Origin of the sequence: Rhodococcus sp. BP-349 (genome assembly GCF_019835845.1) — a bacterium.
Taxonomy (GTDB): domain Bacteria; phylum Actinomycetota; class Actinomycetes; order Mycobacteriales; family Mycobacteriaceae; genus Rhodococcoides.
Genome location: NZ_JABUDR010000001.1, coordinates 79,140 through 104,393 on the forward strand (window position 1 = coordinate 79,140; position 25,254 = coordinate 104,393).

Below are 25,254 nucleotides of genomic sequence, written 5' to 3' on the forward strand. Positions count from 1 at the left end.
CCATCAGATTACAGACAACTGGTGTCTGTAATAAGGTGATCCCATGTCACAGGAAGCAGACCGCATTCCGGTCGTCGTGGGTGTGGGCGATGTCGTGTCCGGCAGCGCCGGCGCTGCGGCCGACCCCGTGGAGCCGATGGAGCTCGTGCTGCGCGCGGTCCGTGCTGCGCTCGACGACAGCGGAACGTCGGCGCTCGGCGCCGCGGTGGACGCGATCCACGCCGTGCGCACGACGAGCTGGAACTACGACGATCTCCCGGCTCTGATCGCAGCACGGCTGGGGGCATCCGCGCCGACGCGGTCCACCAGCACCATCGGCGGTCACCACCCCGCGCGCCTGATGGACCGAGTGGGGCACGACATCGCCGCCGGTCGCAGCTCCGTGGCACTCGTCGTCGGCGGCGAGACGCAGGCATCCGTGCGAGCACTGACGAAAGCCGGAACGGATCCCGTCGAGCTCGGCTGGGCCGTCGCACCGGGCGGCCCGCCGACCTTCGCACCGGACGACCTCGGCAGCGCCGAGATGCAGCGAGCGGGCATCCTCGCCCCCGTCCAGATCTATCCGCTGTTCGACCGCGCTCGGGCCGACCGTCTCGGTCTGCGACCCAGCGAGTCACTGACGGCGTCGGCAGAGCTGTACTCGCGGTTCTCCGCTGTCGCGGCGCGACATCCGGTCGCGTGGAGTCCGGTCGAGCGGTCGCCCGACGACATCGCCGGCGTGGACGCGTCGAACCGCGCGGTGTCCGACTGCTATCCCCTCGCCATGAACGCCATGCCGTTCGTCGACCAGGCCGCCGCGGTGCTGGTGTGTTCGCTGGCGGCAGCGCGCGCGGCCGGGGTGGACGAGGACCGCATCGTGTACCTGTGGGGCGGCGCCGGTGCGTCCGATGCCCCGGAGATCATGGCGCGCAGCACCTTCGATCATTCACCGGCGCTCCGCGCGGCGGTGCGCACCACCCTCGCCGCGGCGGGTGTCGCGGGTGCCGATCTCACCTTCGTCGATGCCTACAGCTGCTTTCCCGTCGTCCCTCTCCTGTTGATGGACGAGCTGGGACTGTCGTCGGATGCCACTCCCACGGTCCTGGGCGGCCACTCGTTCTTCGGTGGGCCGCTCAGCAGCTACTCGTTGCACGCGGTCGCGGAATCGACCCGGCTGCTGCGACAGTCCCGCGGCGGACGCGCTCCGGCGATCGCGATGGTGCATGCGAACGGCGGCTACCTCACCCACCAGCACACCATCCTGTTGTCGACCGATCCGCACGAGGCCGGATACGTCGGGAACCCCGATGCGGTGAGCGTGTCGGCGACAGCGGTACCCGTGACGCACGGCCACAGCGGTCGCGCGATCGTCGAGACGGCGACTGTCATGTTCGGGCGCGGCGGGGAACCGGAACAGGCGCTCGTCATCGCCCGCACACCCGAGGGTGACCGCATCGCCGGTCGTACCGGGGCGGACGCCGCGGCGGCGCTTCATCGAGTGGTCACCGACCGCGACGTCTCACCGGTCGGCCTCACGATCGACGTGGTGGACGAGGGCGGGAACCTGGACATCACCCTCGACTCGATCATGGCGAACGGCAGGGGAGTGCGGGCATGAGCGATCAGGACGTGGTTCTCACGGAACGGCGCGGACACGTGCTGCTGGTGACGTTGAACCGCCCCGCCGCGGCCAACAGCGTGAACGCAGAGGTGCACACCCTGCTGGGCGAGGCGTGGGAACTGGCGGACGGCGACGAGTCGATCCGTGCCGTCGTGCTCACGGCGGCGGGCTCCGGCACCTTCTGCGGCGGAGCCGATCTGAAGGCACTCGGCACGCGGGGTCCCGACGGCGTGACCCCTCCGGAGACGGCACACTGGGGCTTCGCCGGCGTCACCAAGCACCCGATCTCCACGCCTGTCGTCGTCGCGGTCACCGGGAACGCACTCGGCGGTGGGACCGAGATCGCGCTGTCCGGTGATGTCGTGATCGCCTCCACCACTGCACGATTCGGGCTTCCCGAGGTACATCGCGGGCTGATCGCGGGAGCGGGCGGACTCTTCCGGCTGGTCGACGCGATCCCGCGAGCGATCGCGATGGAACTGATCCTCACCGGTGAGCCCATGAGTGCAGACGACGCGGCGCGGTGGGGACTCGTCAATCGTGTGGTGGAACCGGACGCCGTTCTCGACACGGCGCTTAGGCTGGCGGAGACCATCGCGGCGGGAGCGCCTCTCGCGATTCGCGCCAGCAAGGTCATCGCCCGGGGCATCGTCGACGGGCGCATCCCGTCCGAAGCGGCCGCATGGGAGGAGACCGACCGCGCGCTCGCGCAGTTGTCCACGTCCTCCGACACGGTCGAGGGGATCATGGCGTTCATGGAGAAGCGCGAACCCCGGTGGACCGGGAGCTGATCGGCGCACGACGTCTCGTCGCGGCGGCCGCGCTCGGGTCCGCTGCGGGTGTGGCCCTCGTGGTTCTGTTCACCATCGTGCCGCCGCCGTGGGATGCGCTCGTGAACACGAGTGCGCTGTGGGGCTTGGTGCCGTTCGCGGTGGCGGCCCGGTCCCCGCACGGACGCGGTGTGGCAGTCGGAGTCGCGTCGATGCTCGCGCTCGTCCTGGTGTGGATCCTGCTGTCGCCGAACGTGATCACCGTGCGGGAAGTGCTGGTCTTCGTCCTCGTCGGACTCGGTGCGGGGGCGGTGTGCGGCGCAGCCGGTGCTGCTGTCGGGCGTGACCGCCGTGTGAGCGGGACGGTGGTCATGGCGGGGATCGTGCTCGGTGAGGCCGTGTACGGGACTGTCGTGGTCGGCGGTCCGCACTGGTTCGTGGAAGCCGCGCTGGCGGGCATCCTCGTGACGGCGTGTTGCCGCACCGCGGCGACACGAGTCCGTGCGGGACTCGGTGCCGCCGCGGTGGCGGGTGCGCTGTTCGGCGCCTACTGGGCCTACGACGCGGTGCTCACCACCTGAGGGGTGTCAGGCCTTCCACTCCGCGGTGCGTTCCGGGGTCGCCTGCGCCAGCGCATCGACCGTCGCGTCGACTCCGAAGTCCTTGCCGTACACGGGTGTACCCGGCTGCTGGCGCCAGGAGTCGGCCAACGATCCGGCGTCGACGACGTCGAAGCCGATCTCGTCGATGACGGCGGACACGATCTTCTTGGCGTCGGCATCGTCGCCGGCGATCGGCAGCGCGATGCGGCCCTCGGTGCCGGCCGGGACGCCCTTGTTCAGGAGGTGCTTCCACCAGATTCCGTTGAATGCCTTCACGACCGGCTCGCCCAGTAGTTCCGAGACCCACACGCTCTCCGGTGTGCCGTCCTCGATCGCGTCGATCTTGCCGTCCCGCTGCTGCGGGTAGTAGTTGTTCGTCTCGATCACGGGAGCACCGGGCTTGCGGGCCGAGAGGATGCCGGACGCGAGGTCCGGCGTGTTCTTCTGCGGGATGCTGACGATGACGAGATCCGCGTCGGTCGCGGCGTCCTTCGCCCAGACCGCGGTGGCGCCGGTCTCGGACGCCAGGTCCGCGAGGGTCTCCGGATCCCGAGAGTTGGCGACGGCAACCTCGTGGCCCACGGCGCGCAGCCGTCGGGTCAGGGTTCCGCCGATGTCGCCTGCTCCGATGATGCCGATCTTCACGTGCTTCTCCTTCGGTCGTGCAACGAACGTCTCGTTCGGCCAACCCCGTCCGCGCGGGAATGATTCCCCCGTGGCGGCGGATCCTCGGCGCAGCGGCGGTCTCTCAGGGCGCGCCGAACCCGGCGTCGGCCAGCACCTTCCGTCCGTCGGGACCGGAGACGAAGTCGACGAAGGCGCTCGCGATGTCCGGTGCGCCGGAGTCGGCCAGTGCGGCGATGGGATAGGAGTTCACCGCGCCCGACGCCTCCGGGAACGGCACGGTGACGACGGCGTCACCGGCGCCGGCCGCGTCGGTGACGTAGACCAGGCCGGCATCGGCCTGACCGGACGTGACCTTGCCCAGAACGTCCGTCACGGACGATTCCTCGCTGGCAGGGGTGAGGCTCACCCCGGCGGCCGTCTCGATCTTCTCGGTGGCGGCACCGCACGGAACCTGCGGCGCGCACACGACGACCGTGGCCCCGGACGTCGCCAGGTCCGAGAACGAGCCGATCCCGGCGGGGTTGCCCGGCGGAGTGACGATCGTCAGAGTGTTGGTCGCGAACGTGACCGGGTCACCGTCGATCAACTCGGCGTCCCGTGCCTTGTCCATGGTGATCGTGTCCGCCGAGGCCAGAACGTCCCCGGGCGCACCCTGCGACAACTGGGACACCAGATCGGACGACCCCGCGAACGTGAACGTCACGGTGGTACCCGGGCGGGTCTGCTCGAACTGCTCACCCAGCTCGGTGAACGACGCCTTCAGCGACGCGGCAGCGAACACGGTGATGCCGTCTTCGGCCGGTCCGGGCGAGGAGCACCCCGTGAGCGACAGTGCCACCACCGCCGCGCACCCCAGCACTGCGATCCTCGTCGTGACCATGTCGGCTCCTTTCGCCGCAGATGCGGTTAGAACGAGACCATATAGGAGCATGCGCGCCCGGAGGGGTCAGACGTCCTCGAATGCGGCGACCACGAGATGCTGAGTGCGTCGGCCGAGCGGAATCTCTGCGTCCGGGCGGCGAAGTGGGGCTGCATCGCCGTCGAACAGGGCGACGATGTCGTCGGTCGGTACCGAGGATCCGCTGTCGTCGAGGAACCTGAGGGCGACGATCGCGGTCGCGTGGACACGTCCGTCGACGTCGAAGATCTGTTCGAGATAGGCGTTCTTCGCGTCGACACCGAGGAAGCGGGTGGACACCGAGAACTTCGTCCACAGGGTGAGGGAGCGGACGTACGTGATGGTCTGTGACGCGACGACGGGATGCCACCCGCGTCCACGCAGGGCTCGCCACAGGCCACCGCGCACGAACATGTCGACTCGACCCGCGTCGAGGACGGACAGGTATCGACCGTTGTTCATGTGCATCAGCACGTCTAGATCGGACGGTGCGACGCGGAACCACGTACGGGTCGGGTCGACCCGTACCGGCCCGCGTCCCGTGCGCCACGGCGCCATCTGTCGGAGCAGGCGGAGCGACATCAGCATGGCGTCACTATGACGGTTCGGTCGCCCCGCGGAGTCGTCAGGGTTCGGTCGGCATGGACGTGAGGTGCGCGAGGAGAGGCGCGGCACGGGTGAGCAGAGCCGCATCCTCCGCTGACATGGCCGCGAGTCGGCGTCCGACGGCGTCGATCCACACGTCGTCGATCATCTCACCGTGTCGACGTGCCGTGGCGGTGGAATGCAGCCGACTCGACCGTCTGTCACCGGGATCGGTGTCCCGCGCGAGCAGCCCCTTGTCGATCAGACGTCGCACCGTCGTGCTGACGTTGCTGCTGTGCAGGCCCAGCATGCGGGCGACGTCCGAGACGGTGGTCCCTTCGTGGCTGACCACCACACGCAGAACCTCGAGTTCGGAATGGGGGAGGGCGGGCAGTCCGGACTGTCGTTCGCCGAATCGGCGCAGCGACCACACGAGAGCCCGCACCTCGCGGGCGATGTCGATCACATCGGACTCGCTCACTGGACTTCCGGACGCCATGACTGACATTCTACTCATGTGAGTATGTATAAAGTTATATCCAATACGGAGGCCACCCGATGAGCGTCGACACTCGGTCCGGCGACATCGTCGACTCGACCGCCGCGCGGCCGGTGGCGTCCGGCGTGATCGCGATGCTGGCGCTCCTTGCCGCCGTCGCGCCCCTGTCCATCGACATGTATCTGCCGGCATTCCCCCGCATGGCCGAGGAGTTCGGTGTCAGCGCCACGGCGATCCAGCTGACCCTCACGACGTTTCTCGTCGGTCTCGCGATCGGCAACCTGGTGATCGGGCCGCTGTCCGACCGCTTCGGTCGACGCCCCTTGCTCCTCGTGGGCACTTTCGTGTCCATCATCGCGACCATCCTGTGCGCGTGGTCTCCGACCGTCGAGTGGCTCACCGTGTTCCGGTTCCTCCAGGGCTTCACCGGCGCCGCCGGCGTCGTTCTCTCCCGCGCCGTCATCAGTGACCGTGCACGCGGCGCGGCGGCCGCCAAACTGTTCAGCCTCCTCGTGCTCGTCAACGGAGTCGCTCCCGTCATCGCCCCGCTGCTCGGCGGTGCGGTCATCGGTCTGACAGGGTGGCGCGGCGTCTTCTGGGTGCTCGCCGGTGTGTCCGTCCTGATGTTCGTGGGTGTGCTCGCACTCCTGCCGGAGAGTCATCCCGCCGAGCTCCGCAGCACGGGCGGACTCTCCGCCATGATCGCGGACGCACGGGAGGTGCTGTCCAACAAGCGATTCCTGGGCTATGCGGGCGCGTTCGCCTTCGGCTTCGGCGTCATGTTCGCCTACATCTCCGCATCGCCCTTCGTGCTGCAGGAGGTGCACGGGCTCTCGACGACGTGGTACTCCATCGCCTTCACGGCCAACGCACTCGGCATCGTCGTCACCAGTGGTGCCAACGCCAAGCTCGTCGACCGCGTCCGTCCGGAAGCGCTGTTGCGCATCGGTCTCGTCTCGATGGTCGCGTTCTCGGCGCTGCTCGTCGTCGACGCGGTGGTCGGGCCCTACCTGTGGGCGACCCTGGTACTGCTGTGGTTCGCCGTCGCCAGCCTGGGTCTGGTGATCGCCAACGCGACGACTCTCGCACTGGGAGAGGCGCGCCGGGCCGCGGGCACGGGATCGGCCGTCATGGGCGCGGCCCAGTTCGGCCTCGCCGCGGTCATCTCGCCGCTGGTGGGACTCGGCGGCGAAGGCACCGCGGTGCCCATGGCCGTCACCATGCTCGTCAGCGCGATCATCGGCCTCGGGGGGGTGGTGCTCGGAACCCGTTCCGCCGCAGAGCAGTCGGTCACCGAGGCACACTGAGAACGAAGGCGGTGCCGTCGTACACGACGTCACCGCCGTGGGCCCGTGCGTAGGTCCGGGCGATGGTCAGACCGAGTCCGGATCCCTCCGACGTGCGGGCGCTGTCGAGCCGCACCATCCGGTCGAAGATCCGCTCGCGATCCTGAGCGCCGATGCCCGGTCCTTCGTCGGACACCCGGATCGTCGCGGTGGTACCGGCGTCGCGCACGTCGACGGTGACGACGCCGTCCGGCGGTCCGTGGCGCAACGCGTTGTCGGTGAGGTTGGCCAGGATTCGAGCAAGTCGTGCGGCGTCGACCGGCGCGACCACGCTCTCGCCGGTCACCACGACGGTCGAGTCCGGTGCGAGCAGCCGCGCCCGGTCGGCGTCGGCACGGGCCAGAGCGAGAAGGTCGTGGTCATGCCGATCCAACTCCACGTCGTCGTCGGTGCGCGCCGACATCAGCAGATCGTCGATCAGCCGGGATGCGCGGCGTGATTCACGAATCATCGACGCCAGCAGTCGTTCCCGCACGTCGCGCTCGGTGTCGACGCCGCCCCGCAGCAGCGTCTCGGCGGCGGCGGAGATCCCGGCGACCGGCGTTCTCAGATCGTGAGCAGCATCGTCGACGAACTGCCGTGTGCGATCGGCGGTGGCACGCTCGCGCGCCTCGGCTCCTTCGAGCTCGTCGAGCATCTCGTCGAATGCCGTTGCGGTCTCACCCAGTTCGGTGTCCGACCGGGTGGGAGCGAGTCGATCACCGCGATTACCCCGGGTGATCGAGCGGGCCAGTGCCGTCATGCTGCGCAACGGTCGGAGCGATGCGCCGACGACCACCGCCATGAGCAGTGCCGCCACCGCCGACGCGACGAGCACCAACGGAATCAGCACCACGAGCAGCTGCCGCTGCACCGCGTCGATCGAGGACGTGTCGACGGCGACCGTGAGAACCGATCCGTCGGTCAGGGTTGTCGTCGAGACCCGCGTCGGCCTCGTCTCCTCCGGGCCCGGTGGGGGTCCCGGCGGGGGACCGTCTCCCGGCGTCGTCGGGGGGCGTAGTGCGGGTGGCGGTGTCGTCGCTCGGAGCGCGAGGTCGCCGACGATACGGCCGTCCGTCGTCACCAGTTGCGCCGCCACGTTCTCTCCCTGTGTGGCGGAGACGATCTCGGTGGGATCGGCACCGTTGTCCAGCAGTTGCTGCGCGGTGGCGGTGCGGCCGGCGAGGCTGTCTCCCGCCGAGGCCTCGAGCTGGCGTTGCAGCAACACCGTCGTCGCCACGACGATGCCGACGAGCAGGACGAGCACCACCGACATCACCGACACCAGCAATCGCAGGCGCAGAGATCCGGTGCGGAGACCGCGACGGGGTGGGGTCGTCATGCCGTCGGACTCACGGTGTCGGCGGCCAACACGTAGCCGATGCCGCGCCGGGTGTGGAGGATGCGCGGGCCGAACTCCTCGAGCTTGCGCCGCAGCGCGCTGATGTGCACCTCGACCAGGTTCTCGTCGTACGCGTCGTAGCCCCACACCTGCGTGAGGATCTGGGTCTTGGACACCGTCCGCCCGCGCTGAGCGGCGAGGTAGGACAGCAACTTCCACTCCGTGGCCGTCAGGTTGAGGGCGTTGCCGCCCCGAGTGGCGTCGCCCGATTCGGTGTCCACCGACACGTCTCCGCACTCGATCGAGGTGGCAACCGCGCCGTGTCGACGAAGTACGGCGGTGACGCGGGCGAGGAGCTCCGCCATCGCGAACGGTTTCACCAGATAGTCGTCCGCACCGGCGGTGAGCCCGGTGACGCGGTCGGACACCGAGTCGCGCGCCGTGAGCATCAGCACCGCCGCGTCGCTGCTGCGGCGCGCGACTCGCAGCAGCTCGAGTCCGTCTCGGCCGGGAAGCATGATGTCCAGGACCACGAGGTGGGGTCGATGGTTCGCGAGTGCGGCCTCGAACGCGGAACCGTCCGCGTCGGACCGGACGTCGGCACCCAGGTCCGCGATCGCGGTGGACACGGACAGCCGCAACGTCTCGTTGTCCTCGATCACGAGAATTCGCGGTGTCGCTGCGGGTCGCCGTTCGGTCACGACACCACTATGCGGGTCCCGAGCTGAAGACTTGCTGAAGACGAGGCCCTGATCGCCGCGACTTCAGGCAGGCTTCAGGTCCACGATCGAGTGTCGACCTCACGAACGGCGCCGCCCGGTGCCGACGAGAGATGAGGACGACAATGTCGACAAGAGTCATGCGTGTCAGGACAGGCCGACTGATCGCCGGAGCAGTGCTCGCCGGTGGGCTGCTGCTCGGAGCAGTGGGAACCGCGTCCGCCGACGGCCCGGGCGAGGCGCCGCCGGTCTCCGAGAGCGCGGCGCCCGACGCCTCGGCGCCCGCAACGCCGGCACCCGACGCTGCGGCACCCGACGCCGGTGCGACGTGCGCGACGCCTCCGGCCCCGCCGGAGGGTGCGCCGACCCCGCCTGCGCCGGGTGAGGATGCTCCGACCCCGCCGGAGGGCGCTCCCACTCCGCCTGCTCCGGGCGAGGACGCTCCGACCCCGCCGGAGGGTGCACCGACCCCGCCTGCAGCGGGTGAGGATGCTCCGACCCCGCCCGAGGGCGCCCCGACCCCGCCTGAGGGTGCACCGGCTGCCCCCGAGGGCGCGCCGGCTCTGCCTGCGCCCGGTTGCGGTCCTGACGGTGGCCCGGCGGGCCCCGGTCATGGTGGTCCGGCCGGTCACGGGCCTGCGGGTAAGGGTCCGGGCGCAGCGCCTGGCGCCACTGCACCCGAGGGTGCTCCCGCACCGGCCGAGTGCGAGGCCCCCACACCCTGATCGTCTCGCGTGGTGCCGGCGCGGGTTACCGGCACCACGCGCACGGGTTCGAGCGGCGTGCATCGCCCGGTGCCCGACCCGTCAGCACGGAATCGTGGACTTCTGCCACCGCTCTGCGGGTTTGACCGTCCACGATCAGCGCTGCCCTTCGCTCCGCACGGGTTCGAGCGGCGTGCACCCCGTTCAGCCGGCCGCAGTGGGTGTTCACCTGCAGGAAGGTGTGCACATCGCCCACAGCGCCTACCCCCGGCCGGCAGCAACGCGACCACCCAACCGTGAGGCATCGAACACTACGTACTCTCACTATCAGCGTACGATTGAACCGTGACCACCACCGACCCCCTCGCGCTCGACCGTCAGGTGTGTTTCGCCCTGGCCGTCACCAACCGCGCGGTGCTCTCGGTCTACCGGCCGATTCTCGAACCGCTCGGACTGACGCACCCGCAGTACCTCGTCATGCTCGCCCTCTGGGAGCGGGCACCGATGTCGGCAGGGGAGATCGCGTCGGCTCTGCAACTCGAACCCGCCTCGCTGACGCCCCTGCTCAAGCGGCTCGACGCCGACGGCCTGCTGACCCGGCGCCGGAGCGACACCGACGAGCGCAGGCTGGTGATCGACCTGACCGACCAGGGACGGCAGCTGCGGGGTTCGGCGGAGTCCATACCGGGCACCGTCATCGAATCTCTGGGTGTCGACGTGAGCGAGCTCGAAGAACTGCACGCGGTGCTCACCCGGATCAACACCGCGGCCGTCGCGGCCGGTGCACTGTCGACCGAGCGGAGGAGCACACGATGAGCAGGACTCGCCCGGGGCCGCTGCAGTGGATCGGCTATTCGTTCGGCCGCACGTTGCCCCTGTCCATGCAGGCGTGGGTGCGTGAGGACCTGATCGGTGATCGTGCGGTTCCGCGTCATCTGCTGCGCAGCATGGTGCCGTTCCTCCCGATCTTCGCGGCGTTCCTGCTGTTCCCCGGTGAGTTGTGGCTGCGCGGCGCGATGATCCTGCTGGCCGTGCTGCTCGCGCTGTTCTACGCCGCCGCGTACATGGAGCCCAACCGTCGCCGTCGTCTCAAAGCGCACGGGTTGTCCCCGGACCTGCAGAACCCGAAGAAGGTGGCGCGCGACGAGGCCGAGCGCCGCGCGTACGAGCGCTGGCACCCCAACCGCTGACACCCGCTGTGGCCCCGAGGACCGTCGCCGACGAGAGTGGGTGCCGTGCGACTGTGGCCGACCGGACTGCGCGACGGCAGTGACCCCGATCCGAGATTCACGCTCGCGAACGAGCGGACGTTCCTGGCGTGGATCAGGACGTCGCTCGGACTCGTGGCCACGGCCGCGGCACTCGAAGCGTTCGGCGGAGATCTGCTGCCTCCGTGGCTGAGAACCACCCTCGTCCTGGGGTTGCTCGCACTCGCGGCGGTGCTGGCCGTCGGGTCGTTCGTACGCTGGGTCCGTATCGAGACGGCCATGCGCCGTAGGGCTTCGCTTCCTCTTCCTGCTGCTGCGGCGCTGCTCGCGGGCGCACTGGTGATCGCCGTGGTGGCGTTCGCGGTGGGTCTGTATCTGTGACGGAGGCCCCGGGGCTCCAGGCCGAGCGCACCACGCTCGCCCGCGTCCGGACCGCACTGACCACGGCGGTCACGGCCCTGATCGTCGCGCGTGCGGTGCGAGATCATCCGCCGCTCGTCGCGATCGCGGTGCTGTGCGCCGCGCTTCCGATGGTGTCCGTCGTGTTCTCGACGAGGACCCATTCCCGACTCGTCGACGGCATGGACCGGGACGTGCTTCCCGGTGCCGTACGCAGGCTCGTCGTCCTGCCCGTCGTCGTCGTCCTGCTGGCAGTGGTCACCGCGCTGGGTCTGTGAGTGCAGGTCATCGGATGACTCGACGGTGCGGACCGGGGTACTCCGCGTCGGTGACGAGACGATCGAGATGCTGACCGCCGCCCTGTACGGCATCGGCACGGCGCTTCCCCTGGTGATCGGCGCGGCGATCGGGCTGCGGTGGACGCTGCCGAAGCGGGTGCTGGCCGGGCTCATGGCCTTCGGTGCCGGAACGATGATCGCCGCCGTGTCGTCGGAACTGTTCGAGCCGGCGTTCCGGCAGGCCGGCATCCTCGTCGCGGGCGCGGCGCTGTTCCTGGGCGCGGGCGTGTACGTCGTGGCAAACCGTGTGATCGAGAACAAGCTCGGGCCCGCAGCGATCGGGTGGGCTCTGATGCTCGGCACGATCCTCGACGGTGTCCCGGAGAACACCGCGCTGGGTGTCTCCCTGACGACCGGTGGCGGGCTGGTGCTCCTCGTGGCGGTCGCGGTGGGCAACGTTCCGGAGGCTGTCGGTGGTGCGTCGCTGATGCGGGACCGACACGACTTCTCCGCGGCCCGTGCGATGAGCCTGTGGACGGCCACGGCTGTCGTGCTCGTGGTGGTCACCGTCCTGGGCTACCGATTGTCCGACGCCGTCCCCGAGGTCGGTATCTCGACGGTCCAGGCGTTCGCCGGTGGTGCCACGCTCGCCGTGCTCGCGGACTCCCTGATGCCCGAGGCCTACAAGGACGGCGGATGGTGGGTGGGCATGTCCACGGCGCTCGGCTTTCTCGTGGCGTTCGCACTCGGCGGATAGCTGTGACCGGGATCACTCTTCACAGACGTGCGCTTTCCGCGCCGGGCCTCGACTCACCTTTCAGAACGCGATGGTCACCCGCCGTCGCTCCGAGCGAAAGGATTCACCATGGGAATCGTCGACAAGGCAAAGAACGCAGCAGAAGACGCCATCGGCAAGGCCAAGGAAGTTGTCGGTGACGCCACCAACAACAAGGACCTCGAGGCCGAGGGCAAGAAGGACCAGGGTTCGGCCGGCGTGAAGAAGGTCGGCGAGAACGTCAAGGACACCTTCAAGTAAGACTGCACCACTCCACACCCGGGCGGCGCCGGACCCTCAGCGGGTCCATCGCCGCCCGTGGTGTGTCCGGACACTGTCGGGTTCGACGCACACCTCGCTCGAACCGACCGACCGACCGGACATGTTTCCTCCGCGGGTCCGCGGACCATCACTCCTTCGAGCATCCGCTCACTCGATCGCCGGCCAGGACCGGCGACATCGCGAAAGGCACCACCATGACCGACACCACCACCCACGCACACACTGGACGTCGCCGCGCCGGAGGCTTCGTCTCGAAGCTGTCCCTCCTGATCGCGCTGCTCCTCACGATCGCACTGGTGATCTTCATCCTCCAGAACACCGTGCACACGACCATCAACTTCATCGGGTGGAACTTCGATCTGGCCCAGGGTGTCGCACTCCTCGGTGCCGCTGTCATCGGTGCCGTCATCGCCTGGACCATCTCGGGCGCGATCCGGGTACGCCGCGCCGTCAAGTAGCGCGTCACCGCGGCGATCGAACGCCCTCCAGCAGGAGTCGTCCGATCGCCGCGGCGGGCATCGGTCGCGCCAGGTGAAAGCCCTGTGCGAGGCGGCCGCCGCATGCGCGGTACGCCTCGACCTGCTCGGCGGTCTCGATGCCCTCACCGACCACGTCCACTCCGAATGCAGTGCCCAGCAACACGATCGCGGCCACGATGGCGTGTGGTCTCGCCCCGGGAAGCGCGTTGACGTACGACCCGTCGATCTTGAGACAGTCGAAGATCGGATAGCGGTCCAGGTACGCGATGCTGCTGTGGCCGGTTCCCAGATCGTCGAGTGCCAACGACACCCCCATCGCGTGCAGCGCGTCGAGAGTGGTGGCCACGCGCGCGTTCTCCTTCACCCACACCGTCTCGGTGATCTCCAACCCGAGACGCGTCGTCGGCAGTCCGGTCCTGTCGAGCGTGCGTCGGACCGACTGCACGAACTCCGGATCGTTGAGTTGGTGAGCGCTCACGTTCACGCGCACCGAGACGTCCTCGGGCCAGCGCACCGCGTCCGTGCACGCGGTCTCGAGCGCCCACAGACCCAGCTGCCCGACCACGCCGGTGCGTTCCGCGACCGCGACGAACTCACGCGGTGGCACGCTGCCGAGTGTCGGGTGGTCCCAGCGCGCCAGGGCCTCCACGGCGATGATCGTGCCCGTCGCGAGGTCCACGATCGGCTGGTAGACGAGCCGCAGTTCACCGTCGACGAGAGATCGCCGGAGGTCCGCGGCGAGCCGGAACACGCGATCGGCCTCGTAGCGGTCGCGCACGTCGTACACGTCCGTGGTCCCCGGTGCCGTGCCCTTGGCGCGATACATGGCCAGATCCGCTCGGCGCACCATCTCCTGTGCGGAGGGCTCGTCGTCACCGGCCACGGCGATCCCGATGCTCGCACTGAACGGGATGGGCTGATCGCCCTGCGGATCGATCGTGGCCAACGCTGTCGAGATGCGCGCTGCCCGGCTCCGTGCATCGGCCTCGTCCTCCACGTGGTCGCACACGACCAGGAATTCGTCGCCGCCCAGCCGTGCCACCGTGTCGCCGACCGCCACCGTGCGTTCGAGCTTGCGCGCCAACGTGATCAGCGCGGCGTCCCCACTCACGTGTCCGAGGCTGTCGTTGACCGTCTTGAAGTCGTCGAGGTCGGCCAGCAGCACCGCGACTGTGGTCTCGGCGTCCACGGCGCGAGCGACGGCCTCGTCGATACGGCGATACGCGAGCGCTCGATTGGCGAGGCCGGTCAGCGGATCGTGGAGCGACCGGTACCGCAGTTCGTTCTCGAGCTCGATGCGCCGGATCGCCGCGACCAGAATGTCCGTGGCCGTCCTCAGGAACGCCATGTCCCGCTCCGTGTACTCCCGCGGCACCGCACTGTGCACGGCCAGCACGCCCGGACGGGGAGTGGAGTCGAACGGGACGCAGACGGTGCTGAGCAGTCCGCGCGAGCGCATCATCGTGGTGTCGAACCGCGTTTCGGCCCGGGCGTCGGAGCAGGTGACCATCGCGCCGGAGGCGAGGGCGAAGCCCGGAGCCGAGCGGGTACCCATGCCGAACACCTCGGGCCGCTCGCCCGCCCCGCTGTAGGCGACGACGCGCAGGGTGGTGTGGCCCTCGTCGAACCGCGCGATCGACGCGCATTCCGTACCCATCAACGACGAGGCGGCGCTGGTGGTCGCGTCCAGAATCGTCGCCAGATCACCGTCGACCGCGAGGCGCCCCAACAGCCCGATGGCACTCTGCTCGCGAGCGCGGTAGGCAGCTGATTCCAGGACGTCGGTCAGGGCGCTCTCGTGACTCGTCCGCAGCCGTCGATCACGGATGATCGACGCGATCACCGTCTCGTCGTGCTCACCCGCGGGCACGAGGAACGTCGAGATGGACACCGGTACCGCTTCGCCGGTGTCGAGACGTCGAAGTTCACCGGCCCCCTGCCAGCGGCCGGTGGTGTGCAACGAGCGTTCCACGTCGGGAGCGGCCAGCAGACCGACGTCGGAGAAGAAGTTGGCCGTGGTCAGGCGGCGGACGGCGTCGAGCGACGCTGCCCCGACGAGGTCGAGACCCGCAGGGTTCATGTGGAGGATGCGGCCGTCGAGTGCGGAGAGCGAGACCAACTCGGGTGCGTTCTCGAACAGACCCGTCAGAAGGGCGGGGTCCAGGCCGTCGGGCGCCACGAACGACCTCCGAAATGGGAAACGACCGGCGTCTCCGGCCCGATTCACTCGGGTATCCAGAGAACGCCGGTCGAAACCTCTCGTTCGTCAGATCAGTGCTGCCGTCACCGGCAGCGCGTCGTCACTCCCCGCGCGGAGGAAGCTTCGCCTCGACGCCGCCACCGTTGTGCTCGGGGCCCGAGTCGGGGTGACCCGCCGGCACGCGGTTGCGGAAACGAGCCGCCTCGCTGGGCTTCGACGAGGATCCGCCGACCCGCTCGCCGCGGTACGGGCCGGGCTTGGGGGCCATCTTGCCACCGGGGAAGGCGAGCCGAATGATGGTGCGCTGCACCGATCCCCACTGCTTGATGAAGGGCCCCGTGTTGTACGGAAGCTGGTAGCGCTCGCAGATGTCCTTGATCTTCGGCGCGACTTCCTTGTACCGAGTGCTGGGCATGTCCGGGTACAGGTGGTGTTCCACCTGGTAGCTGAGATTGCCACTCATCAGGTGGAACAGCGAAGAACCCTCGATGTTGGCCGCGCCCACGAGCTGACGGACGTACCAGCCGCCGCGGGACTCGTTCTCCGTCTCTTCCTTGCTGAAGGTGTAGGCCTGGTCCGGGAAGTGACCGCAGAAGATGATTGCGTTACTCCAGACGTTGCGGATGATGTTGGCGACGAAGTCTGCCGTCAGCGTGGCGACGAAGGTGCGTTCGATGCCGGCGCCGTGCTTGTCCAGGACCTTGGCCACGGAGTTGGTCGCCTTCGACGAGCTCAGTGAGCGCAACCGCGCTCCCAGCTTCGACTTGCCGGCGCCGGACACGCGTCCACCCGACGCGACCTGCACAGCACCGTAGGCGAGAGCACTGACCGCGGGCCAGCCGATGTAGTCCTTGACGATCTGACGCCGCGCCTTGGTGCCGATGCCACGAAGGTCGGTGAGCAGGTCCTTCACGGGCTTCTCGCCCCGACGGATCGCTTCGATGTCGAGATCGTGGAGAGCGACGCCCCACTCGAAGAACGCCGTGAGCAGCAGGTTGTAGAACGGCTGCGCGAGATAGACGGGCGACCACGGCTGGTTCGGGTCGATCCGCATGATCTCGTAACCGAGATCCTTGTCCTTACCGCGGATGTTCGTGTACGTGTGGTGCACGTAGTTGTGCGAGTGCTTCCAGGCCTCGGCGGTGGACGCGGTGTCCCAGTCCCACACCGACGAGTGGATGTCCGGATCGTTCATCCAGTCCCACTGGCCGTGCATGACGTTGTGACCGATCTCCATGTTCTCGAGAATCTTGGCCACACCCAGGCATGCCGTTCCGGCCACCCAGGCGGTGCGGCTCGTGGATCCGAAGAGGATCACGCGCCCCGCGACAGCGAGTTGGCGCTGTGCCGCGATGACCGTGGTGATGTAGTTGCGATCGCGCTCACCGAGGTCGGCGTAGACCTCGTCGTGAATGGCGTCGAATTCCTTGGCCAACTGTTCGATGGTCTCTTCGCTGAGATGTGCGAGCGGACTCTCGATGGACACTTCGGTCTTCTTGCCGGTGTCGATGCTCATGACGAACCCTCCCTGTTACTGCACGTGAATCGGTCTCGTCAGAGATCGATTTCGATGTCTCCCTCGGCGGTGTTCACGCAGATGCGTACCGCCTGCCCCGTGGACTCGGTGATTTCCCCATTGCGTAGATCTCTCAAACGTCCCTTCTTGAGGGTTCCGGTGCAGGTGTGGCAGATGCCGATCCTGCAGCCGAACTTGAGATCCAGCCCCGCGTCCTCCCCGGCCGCGAGTATGGGTGTACCTCCGTCGCACTGGACTTCTTTGTCACTGCGAATGAAGCGGACTGTGCCGCCCTCTCCTTCTTCGTCACCGCCACCGATGACGGGTTGGAAACTTTCGTAGTGGAACTTGTCCGGGTCGCCCTCGGTCTTCCAGTGATCCCGCAGATCGTCCAGCAGATCGCCGGGACCGGAGCAGAATGCCTCGCGCTCCCGCCAATCAGGGCACAACTCGTCCAGATCGGACGCCTTCATCCGACCTCGCTCCTCGGTCACCCGGAGGTCGAGGCGCAGCGACGAATGCTTGCGATCGAGGCGTTCCAGGGTCTCGGAGAACATCGTCTGGTCGCGGCTGTGCACGGAGTGGATGACCACGACGTCGTGCATGGCGTCGAGATGGTCCAGTTCGCGCAACATGCTCATGATCGGCGTGATGCCACTGCCCGCGCTGATATAGAGCAATTTCGCGGGCACGGGATCGGGAAGGGTGAAGACGCCCTCGATCTCGCTCAGTCGCACGATGTCGCCCGGCTTGATTCCCTGCACCAGGAACGGGGACACCGTGCCCTCGGGAACCAGCTTGGGGCTGACCGAGATCAGACCGTGGTCGCCGTGCGGATCCGAGGTGATCGAGTACGCCCGCCAGTGATAACGGCCGTCGATGACCACCCCGAGTCTCAGGTACTGCCCCGGCTGATGCCCACCCCAGTCGTACCCCGGCCTGATGAACACCGACACCGCGTCGGTGCCTTCCTTCTCGACCCGGTCGACCTTCCCGCGGAGCTCCTGGGTGGTCCACAACGGATTGATCATCTCGAAGTAGTCGTCCGGCCTCAGCGGGTTCGACAGATGTTTGAATGCCTTGAGCATGGTTCGGCGGAGTACCGATACCTGGGGTCGTGCGCCGCGTTCTGCCACAGGTCACACGCTATCGCCACCCCGCGGATCCGCGTCCGTAAACGGACGATTGTGGACAGAAACGAGTCCGTTTCGCTTCCGTCGTCTCGGTGGACGAAGATTCGTGTCCGAGGTTTGGATGCGAGCGTCCTGGTAGCCGCCCGACGGGCGGCGGACGTGCGACGACGAGGGGTGAACTGTGCCGATCGTGGACAACGCCGTGTACGTGCACGGGGCGCGTACCGACGAGCCGGAGAGCCTGGATCGGACGTACGAGCTCCTGCGGGCGTGCGGGGGTATGGCGTGGATCGGGTTGTATCGTCCCGACAAGACCGAGATCGACTCGGTGGCAACAGAATTCGGGCTGCACAGGTTGGCCGTCGAGGACGCCGTCGCGGCGCACCAGAGGCCCAAGCTCGAACGCTACGGAGACCAGCTGTTCGTCGTCCTGCACCCCGCGCGCTACATCGACGAGACCGAGAAGGTGGAGTTCGGCGAGCTCCACGTGTTCTGCGGACCCGATTTCGTCGTCACCATCCGCCATGCCGAGTCGCCCGACCTGGGCGTGGTCCGCAAACGGCTCGAGGGTGCGCCGAAGCTGCTCGAACTGGGAACCGAGGCCGTGCTGTACGCGATCCTCGATCAGGTGGTCGACGAGTACGAGCCGGTGGTGTCCGGTCTGGAGAACGACATCGACGAGATCGACGACCAGCTGTTCACGGGCGACCCCGACGTCTCCCGTCGCATCTACGAGCTCTCTCGTGAGGTGATCGAGTTCCAGCGCGCGACGCACCCGTTGGTGTCGATGATCGAGGCCCTCGGCCGCGGCTCGGAGAAGTACAACGTGGACATCGAGCTACGACGCAACCTGCGCGACGTGCTCGACCACGCGATCCGCATCACCGAGCGCGTCGACTCCTTCCGCGCCAACCTGCAGAACGCGCTGTCGGTGCACACCACCCTGGTGGGTCAGCGGCAGAACGACGAGATGCGCGCGATGACCCAGGTGAGTCTGGAACAGAACGAGCAGGTCAAGCGGATCTCGTCCTGGGGCGCCATCCTCTTCGCCCCGACGCTCATCGCCGGCATCTACGGGATGAACTTCGAGCACATGCCGGAGCTGAGCTGGACGTTCGGCTATCCCGGCGCTGTCGGCGCGATGCTGCTCGCGTCATGCGCGCTGTACATCGTGTTCCGGAAACAGAAGTGGCTCTAGCCCCGCGCGGCTCAGCGCAGCCGGCTCGGCGTCAGGTCGTCCGCGGTGACGCCCCGGTCGGTCACATCGGCCGGTAGCGGCTCGCCGCGGACCAGCGCCGCACCGACACGCGCCAGCGCCGCGCACGTCTGGATGCCGTACCCACCCTGACCTGCGCACCAGAAGAAGCCGTCCGCGCTCGGGTCGAACCCCACCACCGGTGTGCGGTCGGCGACGAACGAGCGCAGCCCGGCCCACGACGATCGGACACGGCGGCTCGTCACCACGGTCGCCTCCGCGATCTCGTCCAGGGCGCGAGCGATCTCGAGATCGTCGGGCTTCGCGTCGCCGGGCGGACACGGCGTCTCGTCGGCCGGGGAACAGAGCAGCCGCACACCCTCCGGCTTGATGTAGAACGACTCGTCCATGTCGCTGATCAGTGGATGGTGAGTGTCGGCGATCTCGGGCGGCGAGTCCATCACGGCGATGGTGCGCCGTCGCGGCTGCAGGCCGATCCTCGCTACGCCTGCGAGGTCGGCCAGGTCGTCCGCCCAGGCGCCGGCCGCGTTCACCAGCACCGTGGCGGCGAGAGTGTCGCCGGTCGAGAGCGCGACCCGCCACTGCTCGCCGACGCGGTCGATCGCGACGACCCGTGCCCCGGTACGGACGGTGCACCCGCGTCGGCGTGCTCCCCGCAGAAACCCCTGGTAAAGCGCGTCGACGTCCATGTCGAGTGCGCCCGGTTCGACGATCGCCGCCTCGACGGCCGCGGGCCGGAGGAGAGGCGCCCGGTCCACTGCCTCGGCGGTCTCGAGCAGGCGGGCATCGGGAGACAGAAACCGCAGAGTCGTGAACATCTCCGCGAGAGCGTCGCCTCGGCCCGGACGTGCGAACTGCACGAAGGGGCGCGGGGTCATGACCGTTCCGCGCACCATGTCCGGCGGGTCCACGAGGAAAGCCCTGCTCGCCGTCGTCAGGCCACGGATGACGTGGTTGCCGTAGGTCTCGAGGAACATCGCGGCAGACCGCCCGGTCGAGTGCATCGCCAGGGCCGACTCCCCCTCGAGCAGACACACGGTCCGATCGGACGAGAGTTCGTAGGCGAGCGAGGCACCTGCGATGCCGCCGCCGATCACCAGTACGTCGAGGGCTCGAGAGGCGACATCGGTGGTCATGGCGGTCGAGGGTAGGCGGCTCGTGTGGAAATCGGGCCCCGGGGGTACCCCGTCCCGCGCGCAACGTGCGCGCACTCGAACATCGGGAGCCGTCATGAACACAGCTGTCTGGATCGTCATCGCGGTCGTGGTGGTGTTGTTGCTCGTCGCCGTCGGCGTCGCACTGTCCAAGAAGGCGAAGCAGAAGCGCGTCGAGCAGGCCGGTGAGATCCGGGAGCGGGCCGCCGAGCGCAGCGCAGAGGTGGAGCGGTCCGAGGCGCTGGCCCAGAAGTCCGAGGCCGACGCCCGTCGTGCGCAGGCAGAGGCGGACGCCGCGGCAGCCGAGGCCCGCATCGCGCAGCAGCGGGCGCAGGAGCACCAGGGCACTGCCGCCACCGGGCGTGACGAACTGGACCGTGAGTGGGAACGGGCGAACAAGCTGGACCCGACCGTGCACGACGACGGCACCCCGCGCCGCCAAGACGCGAACGCGGCACAGCAGAATCAGAATTCCGCGGACCGGGACATCACGGACCGGAACGTCACGGACCGCGCCACCGGTCTCGGACACGCCGATGCGCCGGTCGTCGGCCAGCACGACACTCCGGGACGCCACGAGCGTTGACGTCAGGCGCCGGGGCGCACCGCCTCGGTGACCCGCACGGCTGCCACGGCTGGATCCTCGTGCTCCCAGATGCGCACGACGGTCCAGCCGGCCTCGTCCAGTCGACGGTCCGTGTCGCGATCCCGAGCGACGTTGGCAGCCAACTTGTCCGCCCACCACTGGGCGTTGGTGCGCGGGTGGGTGGCATGCAGTGGGCAGCTGTGCCAGAAGCATCCGTCGACGTACACCGCGACCTGGCGACGCGGGAACACCACGTCGGCCCGTCGTCGCATGCCCTTCAGCGGGGCCTTGTCGACGAAGTACCGCAGTCCCGCTCGGTGCAGTTCCTTCCGCAGGGCCACCTCGGGCTCGGTGTCGCGACGTTTCTGTTTCTTGAACCGGGCGCTGGTGGCGGCGTCCGTCGGCGGCGTCGCCCGAGCGTCGGGCGTCATTCGTCGTCGTCGATCTCGGACCAGCTGGGAGCGAACCTGTTGCGCCGCTCCACTTCCGAGTGCACCACCTCGACGAATTCCTCGAACGAGAGTGTGGTGCGGTCCGAAGGACGGCCGTTGCGCGGCGGCGCCTCGTCGACGTCGAAGAAGCGCACCTCACCCCGGTACGGGCCGTCCGGCTCGTAGAGCCCGATGAAGACCTTCTCGAACAGGTCGTAGCGGGTGTCCTCGGCCCCGAGGTCGACCCACGCCCGGCCCGGCATCCCGACGACGGGGCGCTTGCCGCGGCCCGACCGTTTGGACAGAGTCGTGACGTGATGCGCGAACGAACTCTTGCCGGTGTCGCTGCTCTTGGCCGGGTCGCCGTCCTCGCACGTCGACCAGGGCTCGAACATCACGGCGACGAGCACGCTGTACGGCTGGCGCTGGTGCAGCACCATCGCCTCACCCCGCAGTTCGTGGTCGTTCCGCACGATGTTCTTCGTCCAGCGGCCGAGCCGGCCGGACGTGGGGCTGTAGTCCTGGAAGCTGTAGGTCTTGACGGACACGCAGAGAATGAGTCCGAGCGTGGGATCGAGTGCCTTGACGTCGAGCCGCTTGCGTCCCTTCGCGACGTCCACCTGCGCCTCCTGGCCCAGGCCGTGCGCGTCGGGCGTGATGGACGAGTACCGAGGCCGTAGCGCATCGGCGACCACCTGCGCGAGGTTGTTGGACAGGCGCTGCGCGTAATTCTTCTTCTCGCCGCGATCGGCGTCGGGCGCGGGCCGATCGCCGGCGAAGTCGAGTGCGAACGTCAACGGGAACATCAGGCCACTCGGACGGGCTCGGGAACGGCGGGGATGTCGGTCATCCGGTGCAGGTGCGACTCGACGGTGTCGAGGAAGCCGGGCGCGAAGCGCAGCCGGCCCGATCGTGCGCGCTTGAGGAAACCGGCAGTGGCTCTGGCGGACAACAGCTTCGACTCCTCCAGAAATCCGCTCAGATCCTCGTAGGGTTGCTGGACCGGCCAGGTGCTCGCGGGAACTCGGAACGCGCGCCGGTCACGGCCCCACGCGGCCGACGGCCAACTCTGGCCGGGCACGAGCTCGGTGTCGGAGCCCTCGTCGTAGGGGGTGCGCGTGGTCAACTGCTCACCGACCCAGGTCGCCATGCGCACGCTGACGGCGTTACCGACCAGCTTCCAGCGGTGGCCGGCGCGGACACCCGGGGACTCGACGGCGGGGGCCGTCCACCCGGCGTCGAAACCCTGCAGCCGTTCGGCGTCCGAGATGCCCGGGGTGACCAGCTCACCGGACGGGAGCCGGACGGCCGGGGGACTGGCGATGCCGAGGGTCGACCCGCCCTTGAGTGTGGGGACGGCGTTGATCGCCCAGCCGAGACCGCGCACCCCCTCGGTCCAGTAGAAGCCGCACGGCAGCACGTCGGCGTCGCCGGCCTCGGGAATGCCGGCGTCGGGTCCGAAGAGCACCTCGCGCGGGTCGTCCGTACGCGAGGCGAGCATGACGACGCGTTGACGCCGCTGGGGGAGGCCGAAGGAGCGGGCATCGACGACGCGGTACGCCCACATGTAGCCGAGATCCTCCAGCGCGTGCGTGATGTGCCGCATCGCCGCGCCGCGGCCGAGCTGCAGCATGAAGGGCACGTTCTCGATCAACAGCCATCGTGGACCACGCTTGCGGGCGACGAGTCGGAAGACCTCGTCGACCAGGCCCGACCGCGCGCCCGTGATGCCCGCCGTGCGCCCGGCCTGCGAGAGGTCCTGGCACGGGAAACCGGCCGCGACCAGCTCTGTTCCAGCGGGGAGCGCCCGCAGCGTCGCGACGTCGGTGTGCAGCGGGACCTCCGGAAAGCGCGAGCGCAGCACCGCTCCCGCGCCGGCGTCGATCTCGCAGAGCAGGTTCGTGGACCACCCGCTGTGTGCCAGGCCGAGCTCCAGACCGCCGATGCCGGCGAACAGGCCGACCATGGCACCCTGGCTGGACACGCGTACCCCCACTCACCGTCGTGTGCGACGGCGGCACCGGTCACCGACGTCGATCTCGAGTGAGGCTACTCGAGAACACCGACACAGCGTCCGACCGAGACGGCGACATCGCTGTGAGCAGCGCCCGCGGAGTGACGCGTCGTGCGCCCACTCACGTTCGTCGCCGACGAAAACCCTGCTCGTGACCGTTTCATCTCCCGAGAACGGGGCACTCGGACGGTGACGGGGACGCGGATTCACAGGCAATTCGCCCGGCTCCGGCACTTGGCGTGCTCGTGTGATCTACCGTGAACGCGTGACCACACCCACCGCCGATTCTCTGTCGTCCGCCGACGTGACGGGCTCGTCGTGGCCGGCCATCCTGACGTGGCGGGCGCACAGCGCCCCGCGTATGGAGTCGGTGCGCGTCCAGCTCAACGGCAAGCGGATCAAGGCCGCCGGTCGCATCATCGGCGGCGAGTGCGACGAGCACCCGGCGTTCTCCGCGTCGTACGACCTGGTCACGGACGAATCGGGAGTGACCAAGAGGTTGTCCGTGCGGGCGGCCGTCGCGTCGGGGGAGAAGCAGGTCTCCATCAGCCGCGACTCCGAGGGCTACTGGCTCGTCGACGACGGCTCACCCACCCGCAGTTCGTTCGGCGGTGCACTCGACGTCGAGTTGGTGTGGAGCCCGTTCTTCAACACTCTCGCGATCCGTCGTCTCGGCCTGCAGACGAACCCGGCCGACCATCAGGTGCCCGTCGTGTACGTCGGTCTGCCGGTCCTCACCGCCCGCGCGGAGACTCTGTCCTACAGCCGTGGTCCGCACGAGTTCGAGGTGGTCTCGCCCGTCGGGACGTCGGCCGTCAGTGTCGACTCGGACGGTTTCGTCGCCGACTACCGCGGACTCGCCGAGCGCATCTGACGGGTCCGACCGTCACGCCCGCCGGGGCAGCCGCTGGACGACACCGCCGCGGCGACCGGCATCGACGAGGTCCGACTGCCAGGACGACGAACCGACGACGACGTCGGTGATCTCCCACCACTGCAACTGCTCGTCGTAGCTCAGTCGCGCCGCATGACCGGCGGCGACCAGTGCTTCGGTCGACGCGTCGGCGGCCAGCGCGTCCCTGGCGCTGTGCAGCGCCGCGAGCGCTTCGTCGAGTGCGTCGACGAGGGCGGGCGCATTGGCATCGCACATCGCGCTGACCAGGGCCGGAGCCGTACCCGCCACGCGGGTGCCGTCGCGGAACGAGCCGGCTGCCAACCGCAGCGTGAGCTCCCCTCCCCGCGCGCCCACCGAGGCGAGTGCCTCCGCCAGCAGATGCGGGAGATGGGACACGCGGGCCACGGCGCGATCGTGGTCGTCGGCTCGGGCCGGGACCACGACGGACCCGGAGGACAGCGCGAGATCGGCGACCGCGATCCAGGCATCGGGGTCGGTGTCGTCGTTCACGGTGACGACCCAGACAGCGTTGCGGAAGAGGTCGACGTCGGCCGCGAGCCACCCGGAGGCCGACGTGCCGGCCATGGGATGTCCGCCGACGTACCGAGCGCCGAGTCCGGCGCGCGCGACCGCGGCCGCCATCTCCGCCTTCACGCTGACGACGTCGGTGAGCACGCAGTGCGGCGCGTACGCGGCCACCGATTCCAGGACGGTGTCGACCGCCGGCATGGGTACCGCGACGACGACGAGAGCGTCCTCCTCGGCGGCGCGCTGGAGGGCGGAGGCGATGTCCGCCGTGACGTCGTACCCGTCGGCGCGAGCGGCGTCCACGGCACCGGTCGATCGGTTCCATCCCCATGCCGGGCGACCCGAGTCGACCACGGCGCGCAGCAACGAGCCCCCGATGAGGCCGAGGCCCAGGACACAGACGGGACGGTCGGGTGTGTTCACCGAGGGAAGATTTCCACATCGGCAGCGTCGGCCGGGCACACGACACCGAAATCTCCCGCTGTTTCC

General features: G+C 68.7%; 29 protein-coding genes. 15 read left to right on the forward strand and 14 right to left on the reverse strand.

Going from position 1 to position 25,254, the window contains the following annotated elements:
- Window positions 1–43 precede the first annotated feature (43 nt).
- From HQ325_RS00335 to HQ325_RS00345, 3 genes are read left to right on the forward strand one after another with little or no spacing between them, the layout of a single operon-like run.
- Window positions 44–1,597, forward strand: coding sequence for an acetyl-CoA acetyltransferase (locus HQ325_RS00335; RefSeq protein ID WP_222626245.1), 1,554 nt, complete (start codon window positions 44–46; stop codon window positions 1,595–1,597).
- Window positions 1,594–2,391 (forward strand): enoyl-CoA hydratase-related protein, encoded by a 798-nt coding sequence (locus HQ325_RS00340; protein WP_222626246.1) that lies wholly within the window; start codon window positions 1,594–1,596, stop codon window positions 2,389–2,391. Before HQ325_RS00335 ends, HQ325_RS00340 begins: the two co-directional genes overlap by 4 nt.
- Window positions 2,376–2,951: a DUF6518 family protein gene (locus HQ325_RS00345; RefSeq protein ID WP_222626247.1), complete on the forward strand. Its 576-nt coding sequence runs from the start codon at window positions 2,376–2,378 to the stop codon at window positions 2,949–2,951. The genes HQ325_RS00340 and HQ325_RS00345 overlap by 16 nt, the downstream gene beginning before the upstream one ends.
- A 6-nt stretch (window positions 2,952–2,957) precedes the next feature.
- Here HQ325_RS00345 and HQ325_RS00350 read toward each other — a convergent pair whose 3' ends face one another.
- The 4 genes from HQ325_RS00350 to HQ325_RS00365 form a co-directional block, all read right to left on the reverse strand.
- Window positions 2,958–3,839: an NAD(P)-binding domain-containing protein gene (locus HQ325_RS00350; protein WP_308014337.1), complete on the reverse strand. Its 882-nt coding sequence runs from the start codon at window positions 3,837–3,839 to the stop codon at window positions 2,958–2,960.
- Complete coding sequence (modA, locus tag HQ325_RS00355; RefSeq protein ID WP_222626248.1) at window positions 3,721–4,479, reverse strand: molybdate ABC transporter substrate-binding protein; 759 nt, start codon at window positions 4,477–4,479, stop codon at window positions 3,721–3,723. Before modA ends, HQ325_RS00350 begins: the two co-directional genes overlap by 119 nt.
- Before the next feature lie 66 nt (window positions 4,480–4,545).
- Window positions 4,546–5,085 (reverse strand): thioesterase family protein, encoded by a 540-nt coding sequence (locus HQ325_RS00360; RefSeq protein WP_051613550.1) that lies wholly within the window; start codon window positions 5,083–5,085, stop codon window positions 4,546–4,548.
- A gap of 37 nt (window positions 5,086–5,122) precedes the next feature.
- Window positions 5,123–5,599, reverse strand: coding sequence for a MarR family winged helix-turn-helix transcriptional regulator (locus HQ325_RS00365; RefSeq protein WP_081821386.1), 477 nt, complete (start codon window positions 5,597–5,599; stop codon window positions 5,123–5,125).
- A 41-nt stretch (window positions 5,600–5,640) separates the two neighbouring features.
- Here HQ325_RS00365 and HQ325_RS00370 point away from each other — a divergent pair, with 41 nt between their 5' ends.
- The gene (locus tag HQ325_RS00370; RefSeq protein ID WP_222626249.1) at window positions 5,641–6,888 is read left to right on the forward strand and encodes a multidrug effflux MFS transporter; all 1,248 of its coding nucleotides are present in this window, start codon (window positions 5,641–5,643) and stop codon (window positions 6,886–6,888) included.
- Here HQ325_RS00370 and HQ325_RS00375 read toward each other — a convergent pair.
- Together HQ325_RS00375 and HQ325_RS22715 are read right to left on the reverse strand one after the other, a co-directional pair.
- The gene (locus tag HQ325_RS00375) at window positions 6,872–8,248 is read right to left on the reverse strand and encodes an ATP-binding protein (RefSeq protein WP_027506591.1); all 1,377 of its coding nucleotides are present in this window, start codon (window positions 8,246–8,248) and stop codon (window positions 6,872–6,874) included. The genes HQ325_RS00370 and HQ325_RS00375 overlap by 17 nt on opposite strands.
- Window positions 8,245–8,949, reverse strand: coding sequence for a response regulator transcription factor (locus HQ325_RS22715; RefSeq protein WP_308014197.1), 705 nt, complete (start codon window positions 8,947–8,949; stop codon window positions 8,245–8,247). Before HQ325_RS22715 ends, HQ325_RS00375 begins: the two co-directional genes overlap by 4 nt.
- A 158-nt stretch (window positions 8,950–9,107) precedes the next feature.
- Between HQ325_RS22715 and HQ325_RS00385 the strand changes: the two genes are divergently transcribed.
- The 8 genes from HQ325_RS00385 to HQ325_RS00420 all read left to right on the forward strand — a co-directional run bounded on the left by HQ325_RS00385 (window position 9,108) and on the right by HQ325_RS00420 (window position 13,071).
- Window positions 9,108–9,692 carry a hypothetical protein gene (locus HQ325_RS00385; protein ID WP_222626250.1) on the forward strand — a complete coding sequence of 195 codons (585 nt, stop codon included), beginning with the start codon at window positions 9,108–9,110 and terminating at the stop codon, window positions 9,690–9,692.
- 324 nt (window positions 9,693–10,016) lie between these two features.
- Complete coding sequence (locus tag HQ325_RS00390) at window positions 10,017–10,487, forward strand: MarR family winged helix-turn-helix transcriptional regulator (RefSeq protein WP_222626251.1); 471 nt, start codon at window positions 10,017–10,019, stop codon at window positions 10,485–10,487.
- The gene (locus HQ325_RS00395) at window positions 10,484–10,861 is read left to right on the forward strand and encodes a DUF5313 family protein (RefSeq protein WP_204869587.1); all 378 of its coding nucleotides are present in this window, start codon (window positions 10,484–10,486) and stop codon (window positions 10,859–10,861) included. The genes HQ325_RS00390 and HQ325_RS00395 overlap by 4 nt, the downstream gene beginning before the upstream one ends.
- A 45-nt stretch (window positions 10,862–10,906) precedes the next feature.
- Entirely contained in the window at window positions 10,907–11,260 is a 354-nt protein-coding gene (locus HQ325_RS00400) for a DUF202 domain-containing protein (protein WP_308014198.1), read from the forward strand.
- The gene (locus tag HQ325_RS00405) at window positions 11,257–11,556 is read left to right on the forward strand and encodes a DUF202 domain-containing protein (protein WP_222626253.1); all 300 of its coding nucleotides are present in this window, start codon (window positions 11,257–11,259) and stop codon (window positions 11,554–11,556) included. Before HQ325_RS00400 ends, HQ325_RS00405 begins: the two co-directional genes overlap by 4 nt.
- A 67-nt stretch (window positions 11,557–11,623) precedes the next feature.
- Window positions 11,624–12,313: a ZIP family metal transporter gene (locus HQ325_RS00410; protein WP_222628704.1), complete on the forward strand. Its 690-nt coding sequence runs from the start codon at window positions 11,624–11,626 to the stop codon at window positions 12,311–12,313.
- A gap of 108 nt (window positions 12,314–12,421) precedes the next feature.
- Window positions 12,422–12,592, forward strand: coding sequence for a CsbD family protein (locus HQ325_RS00415; protein ID WP_027506598.1), 171 nt, complete (start codon window positions 12,422–12,424; stop codon window positions 12,590–12,592).
- 215 nt (window positions 12,593–12,807) lie between these two features.
- Window positions 12,808–13,071 carry a lipopolysaccharide assembly protein LapA domain-containing protein gene (locus HQ325_RS00420; protein WP_222626254.1) on the forward strand — a complete coding sequence of 88 codons (264 nt, stop codon included), beginning with the start codon at window positions 12,808–12,810 and terminating at the stop codon, window positions 13,069–13,071.
- Window positions 13,072–13,075: 4 nt separating this feature from the next.
- Here the strand turns inward: HQ325_RS00420 and HQ325_RS00425 are convergent, their stop codons facing one another.
- From HQ325_RS00425 to HQ325_RS00435, 3 genes are all read right to left on the reverse strand, one after another.
- Window positions 13,076–15,271, reverse strand: a complete 2,196-nt coding sequence (locus HQ325_RS00425; RefSeq protein WP_222626255.1) for an EAL domain-containing protein — start codon at window positions 15,269–15,271, stop codon at window positions 13,076–13,078.
- A gap of 121 nt (window positions 15,272–15,392) precedes the next feature.
- Window positions 15,393–16,808: an acyl-CoA desaturase gene (locus HQ325_RS00430; protein WP_222626256.1), complete on the reverse strand. Its 1,416-nt coding sequence runs from the start codon at window positions 16,806–16,808 to the stop codon at window positions 15,393–15,395.
- A gap of 38 nt (window positions 16,809–16,846) precedes the next feature.
- On the reverse strand, window positions 16,847–17,944 hold the full coding sequence (locus tag HQ325_RS00435; RefSeq protein ID WP_222626257.1) for a ferredoxin reductase: 1,098 nt from the start codon (window positions 17,942–17,944) through the stop codon (window positions 16,847–16,849).
- A gap of 178 nt (window positions 17,945–18,122) precedes the next feature.
- Between HQ325_RS00435 and corA the strand changes: the two genes are divergently transcribed.
- On the forward strand, window positions 18,123–19,139 hold the full coding sequence (corA, locus tag HQ325_RS00440; protein WP_222626258.1) for a magnesium/cobalt transporter CorA: 1,017 nt from the start codon (window positions 18,123–18,125) through the stop codon (window positions 19,137–19,139).
- A gap of 11 nt (window positions 19,140–19,150) precedes the next feature.
- Here corA and HQ325_RS00445 read toward each other — a convergent pair whose 3' ends face one another.
- A complete protein-coding gene (locus HQ325_RS00445; protein WP_222626259.1) occupies window positions 19,151–20,293 on the reverse strand; it encodes an FAD-binding oxidoreductase in 1,143 nt (380 codons plus the stop codon).
- A 94-nt stretch (window positions 20,294–20,387) separates the two neighbouring features.
- Here HQ325_RS00445 and HQ325_RS00450 point away from each other — a divergent pair, with 94 nt between their 5' ends.
- Window positions 20,388–20,897 (forward strand): hypothetical protein, encoded by a 510-nt coding sequence (locus tag HQ325_RS00450; RefSeq protein WP_222626260.1) that lies wholly within the window; start codon window positions 20,388–20,390, stop codon window positions 20,895–20,897.
- A gap of 2 nt (window positions 20,898–20,899) precedes the next feature.
- Here HQ325_RS00450 and HQ325_RS00455 read toward each other — a convergent pair whose 3' ends face one another.
- The 3 genes from HQ325_RS00455 to HQ325_RS00465 are packed head-to-tail and all read right to left on the reverse strand — an operon-like array spanning window position 20,900 to window position 23,294.
- Entirely contained in the window at window positions 20,900–21,328 is a 429-nt protein-coding gene (locus HQ325_RS00455) for a very short patch repair endonuclease (RefSeq protein ID WP_222626261.1), read from the reverse strand.
- A complete protein-coding gene (locus HQ325_RS00460) occupies window positions 21,325–22,134 on the reverse strand; it encodes a hypothetical protein (RefSeq protein WP_222626262.1) in 810 nt (269 codons plus the stop codon). Before HQ325_RS00460 ends, HQ325_RS00455 begins: the two co-directional genes overlap by 4 nt.
- On the reverse strand, window positions 22,134–23,294 hold the full coding sequence (locus HQ325_RS00465) for a DNA (cytosine-5-)-methyltransferase (protein ID WP_222628706.1): 1,161 nt from the start codon (window positions 23,292–23,294) through the stop codon (window positions 22,134–22,136). Before HQ325_RS00465 ends, HQ325_RS00460 begins: the two co-directional genes overlap by 1 nt.
- Window positions 23,295–23,607: 313 nt before the next feature.
- Between HQ325_RS00465 and HQ325_RS00470 the strand changes: the two genes are divergently transcribed.
- Window positions 23,608–24,216: a putative glycolipid-binding domain-containing protein gene (locus HQ325_RS00470; protein ID WP_269320107.1), complete on the forward strand. Its 609-nt coding sequence runs from the start codon at window positions 23,608–23,610 to the stop codon at window positions 24,214–24,216.
- A gap of 12 nt (window positions 24,217–24,228) precedes the next feature.
- Here HQ325_RS00470 and HQ325_RS00475 read toward each other — a convergent pair whose 3' ends face one another.
- Complete coding sequence (locus tag HQ325_RS00475; protein ID WP_285189680.1) at window positions 24,229–25,188, reverse strand: prephenate dehydrogenase; 960 nt, start codon at window positions 25,186–25,188, stop codon at window positions 24,229–24,231.
- Window positions 25,189–25,254 lie beyond the last annotated feature (66 nt).

What these genes read in the sequence shown, in the direction of transcription:
- HQ325_RS00335 (WP_222626245.1), top strand. Translation starts at nt 44, where the DNA reads ATGTCACAGGAAGCAGACCGCATTCCGGTCGTCGTGGGTGTGGGCGAT.
- HQ325_RS00420 (WP_222626254.1), top strand. Translation starts at nt 12,808, where the DNA reads ATGACCGACACCACCACCCACGCACACACTGGACGTCGCCGCGCCGGA.
- HQ325_RS00395 (WP_204869587.1), top strand. Translation starts at nt 10,484, where the DNA reads ATGAGCAGGACTCGCCCGGGGCCGCTGCAGTGGATCGGCTATTCGTTC.
- HQ325_RS00430 (WP_222626256.1), bottom strand. Translation starts at nt 16,808, where the DNA reads ATGAGCATCGACACCGGCAAGAAGACCGAAGTGTCCATCGAGAGTCCG.
- HQ325_RS00455 (WP_222626261.1), bottom strand. Translation starts at nt 21,328, where the DNA reads ATGACGCCCGACGCTCGGGCGACGCCGCCGACGGACGCCGCCACCAGC.
- HQ325_RS00340 (WP_222626246.1), top strand. Translation starts at nt 1,594, where the DNA reads ATGAGCGATCAGGACGTGGTTCTCACGGAACGGCGCGGACACGTGCTG.
- HQ325_RS00465 (WP_222628706.1), bottom strand. Translation starts at nt 23,294, where the DNA reads ATGGTCGGCCTGTTCGCCGGCATCGGCGGTCTGGAGCTCGGCCTGGCA.
- HQ325_RS00360 (WP_051613550.1), bottom strand. Translation starts at nt 5,085, where the DNA reads ATGCTGATGTCGCTCCGCCTGCTCCGACAGATGGCGCCGTGGCGCACG.
- HQ325_RS00365 (WP_081821386.1), bottom strand. Translation starts at nt 5,599, where the DNA reads ATGAGTAGAATGTCAGTCATGGCGTCCGGAAGTCCAGTGAGCGAGTCC.
- modA (WP_222626248.1), bottom strand. Translation starts at nt 4,479, where the DNA reads ATGGTCACGACGAGGATCGCAGTGCTGGGGTGCGCGGCGGTGGTGGCA.
- HQ325_RS00385 (WP_222626250.1), top strand. Translation starts at nt 9,108, where the DNA reads ATGCGTGTCAGGACAGGCCGACTGATCGCCGGAGCAGTGCTCGCCGGT.
- HQ325_RS00410 (WP_222628704.1), top strand. Translation starts at nt 11,624, where the DNA reads ATGCTGACCGCCGCCCTGTACGGCATCGGCACGGCGCTTCCCCTGGTG.
- HQ325_RS00415 (WP_027506598.1), top strand. Translation starts at nt 12,422, where the DNA reads ATGGGAATCGTCGACAAGGCAAAGAACGCAGCAGAAGACGCCATCGGC.
- HQ325_RS00445 (WP_222626259.1), bottom strand. Translation starts at nt 20,293, where the DNA reads ATGACCACCGATGTCGCCTCTCGAGCCCTCGACGTACTGGTGATCGGC.
- HQ325_RS00370 (WP_222626249.1), top strand. Translation starts at nt 5,641, where the DNA reads ATGAGCGTCGACACTCGGTCCGGCGACATCGTCGACTCGACCGCCGCG.
- HQ325_RS00450 (WP_222626260.1), top strand. Translation starts at nt 20,388, where the DNA reads ATGAACACAGCTGTCTGGATCGTCATCGCGGTCGTGGTGGTGTTGTTG.
- HQ325_RS00375 (WP_027506591.1), bottom strand. Translation starts at nt 8,248, where the DNA reads ATGACGACCCCACCCCGTCGCGGTCTCCGCACCGGATCTCTGCGCCTG.
- HQ325_RS00460 (WP_222626262.1), bottom strand. Translation starts at nt 22,134, where the DNA reads ATGTTCCCGTTGACGTTCGCACTCGACTTCGCCGGCGATCGGCCCGCG.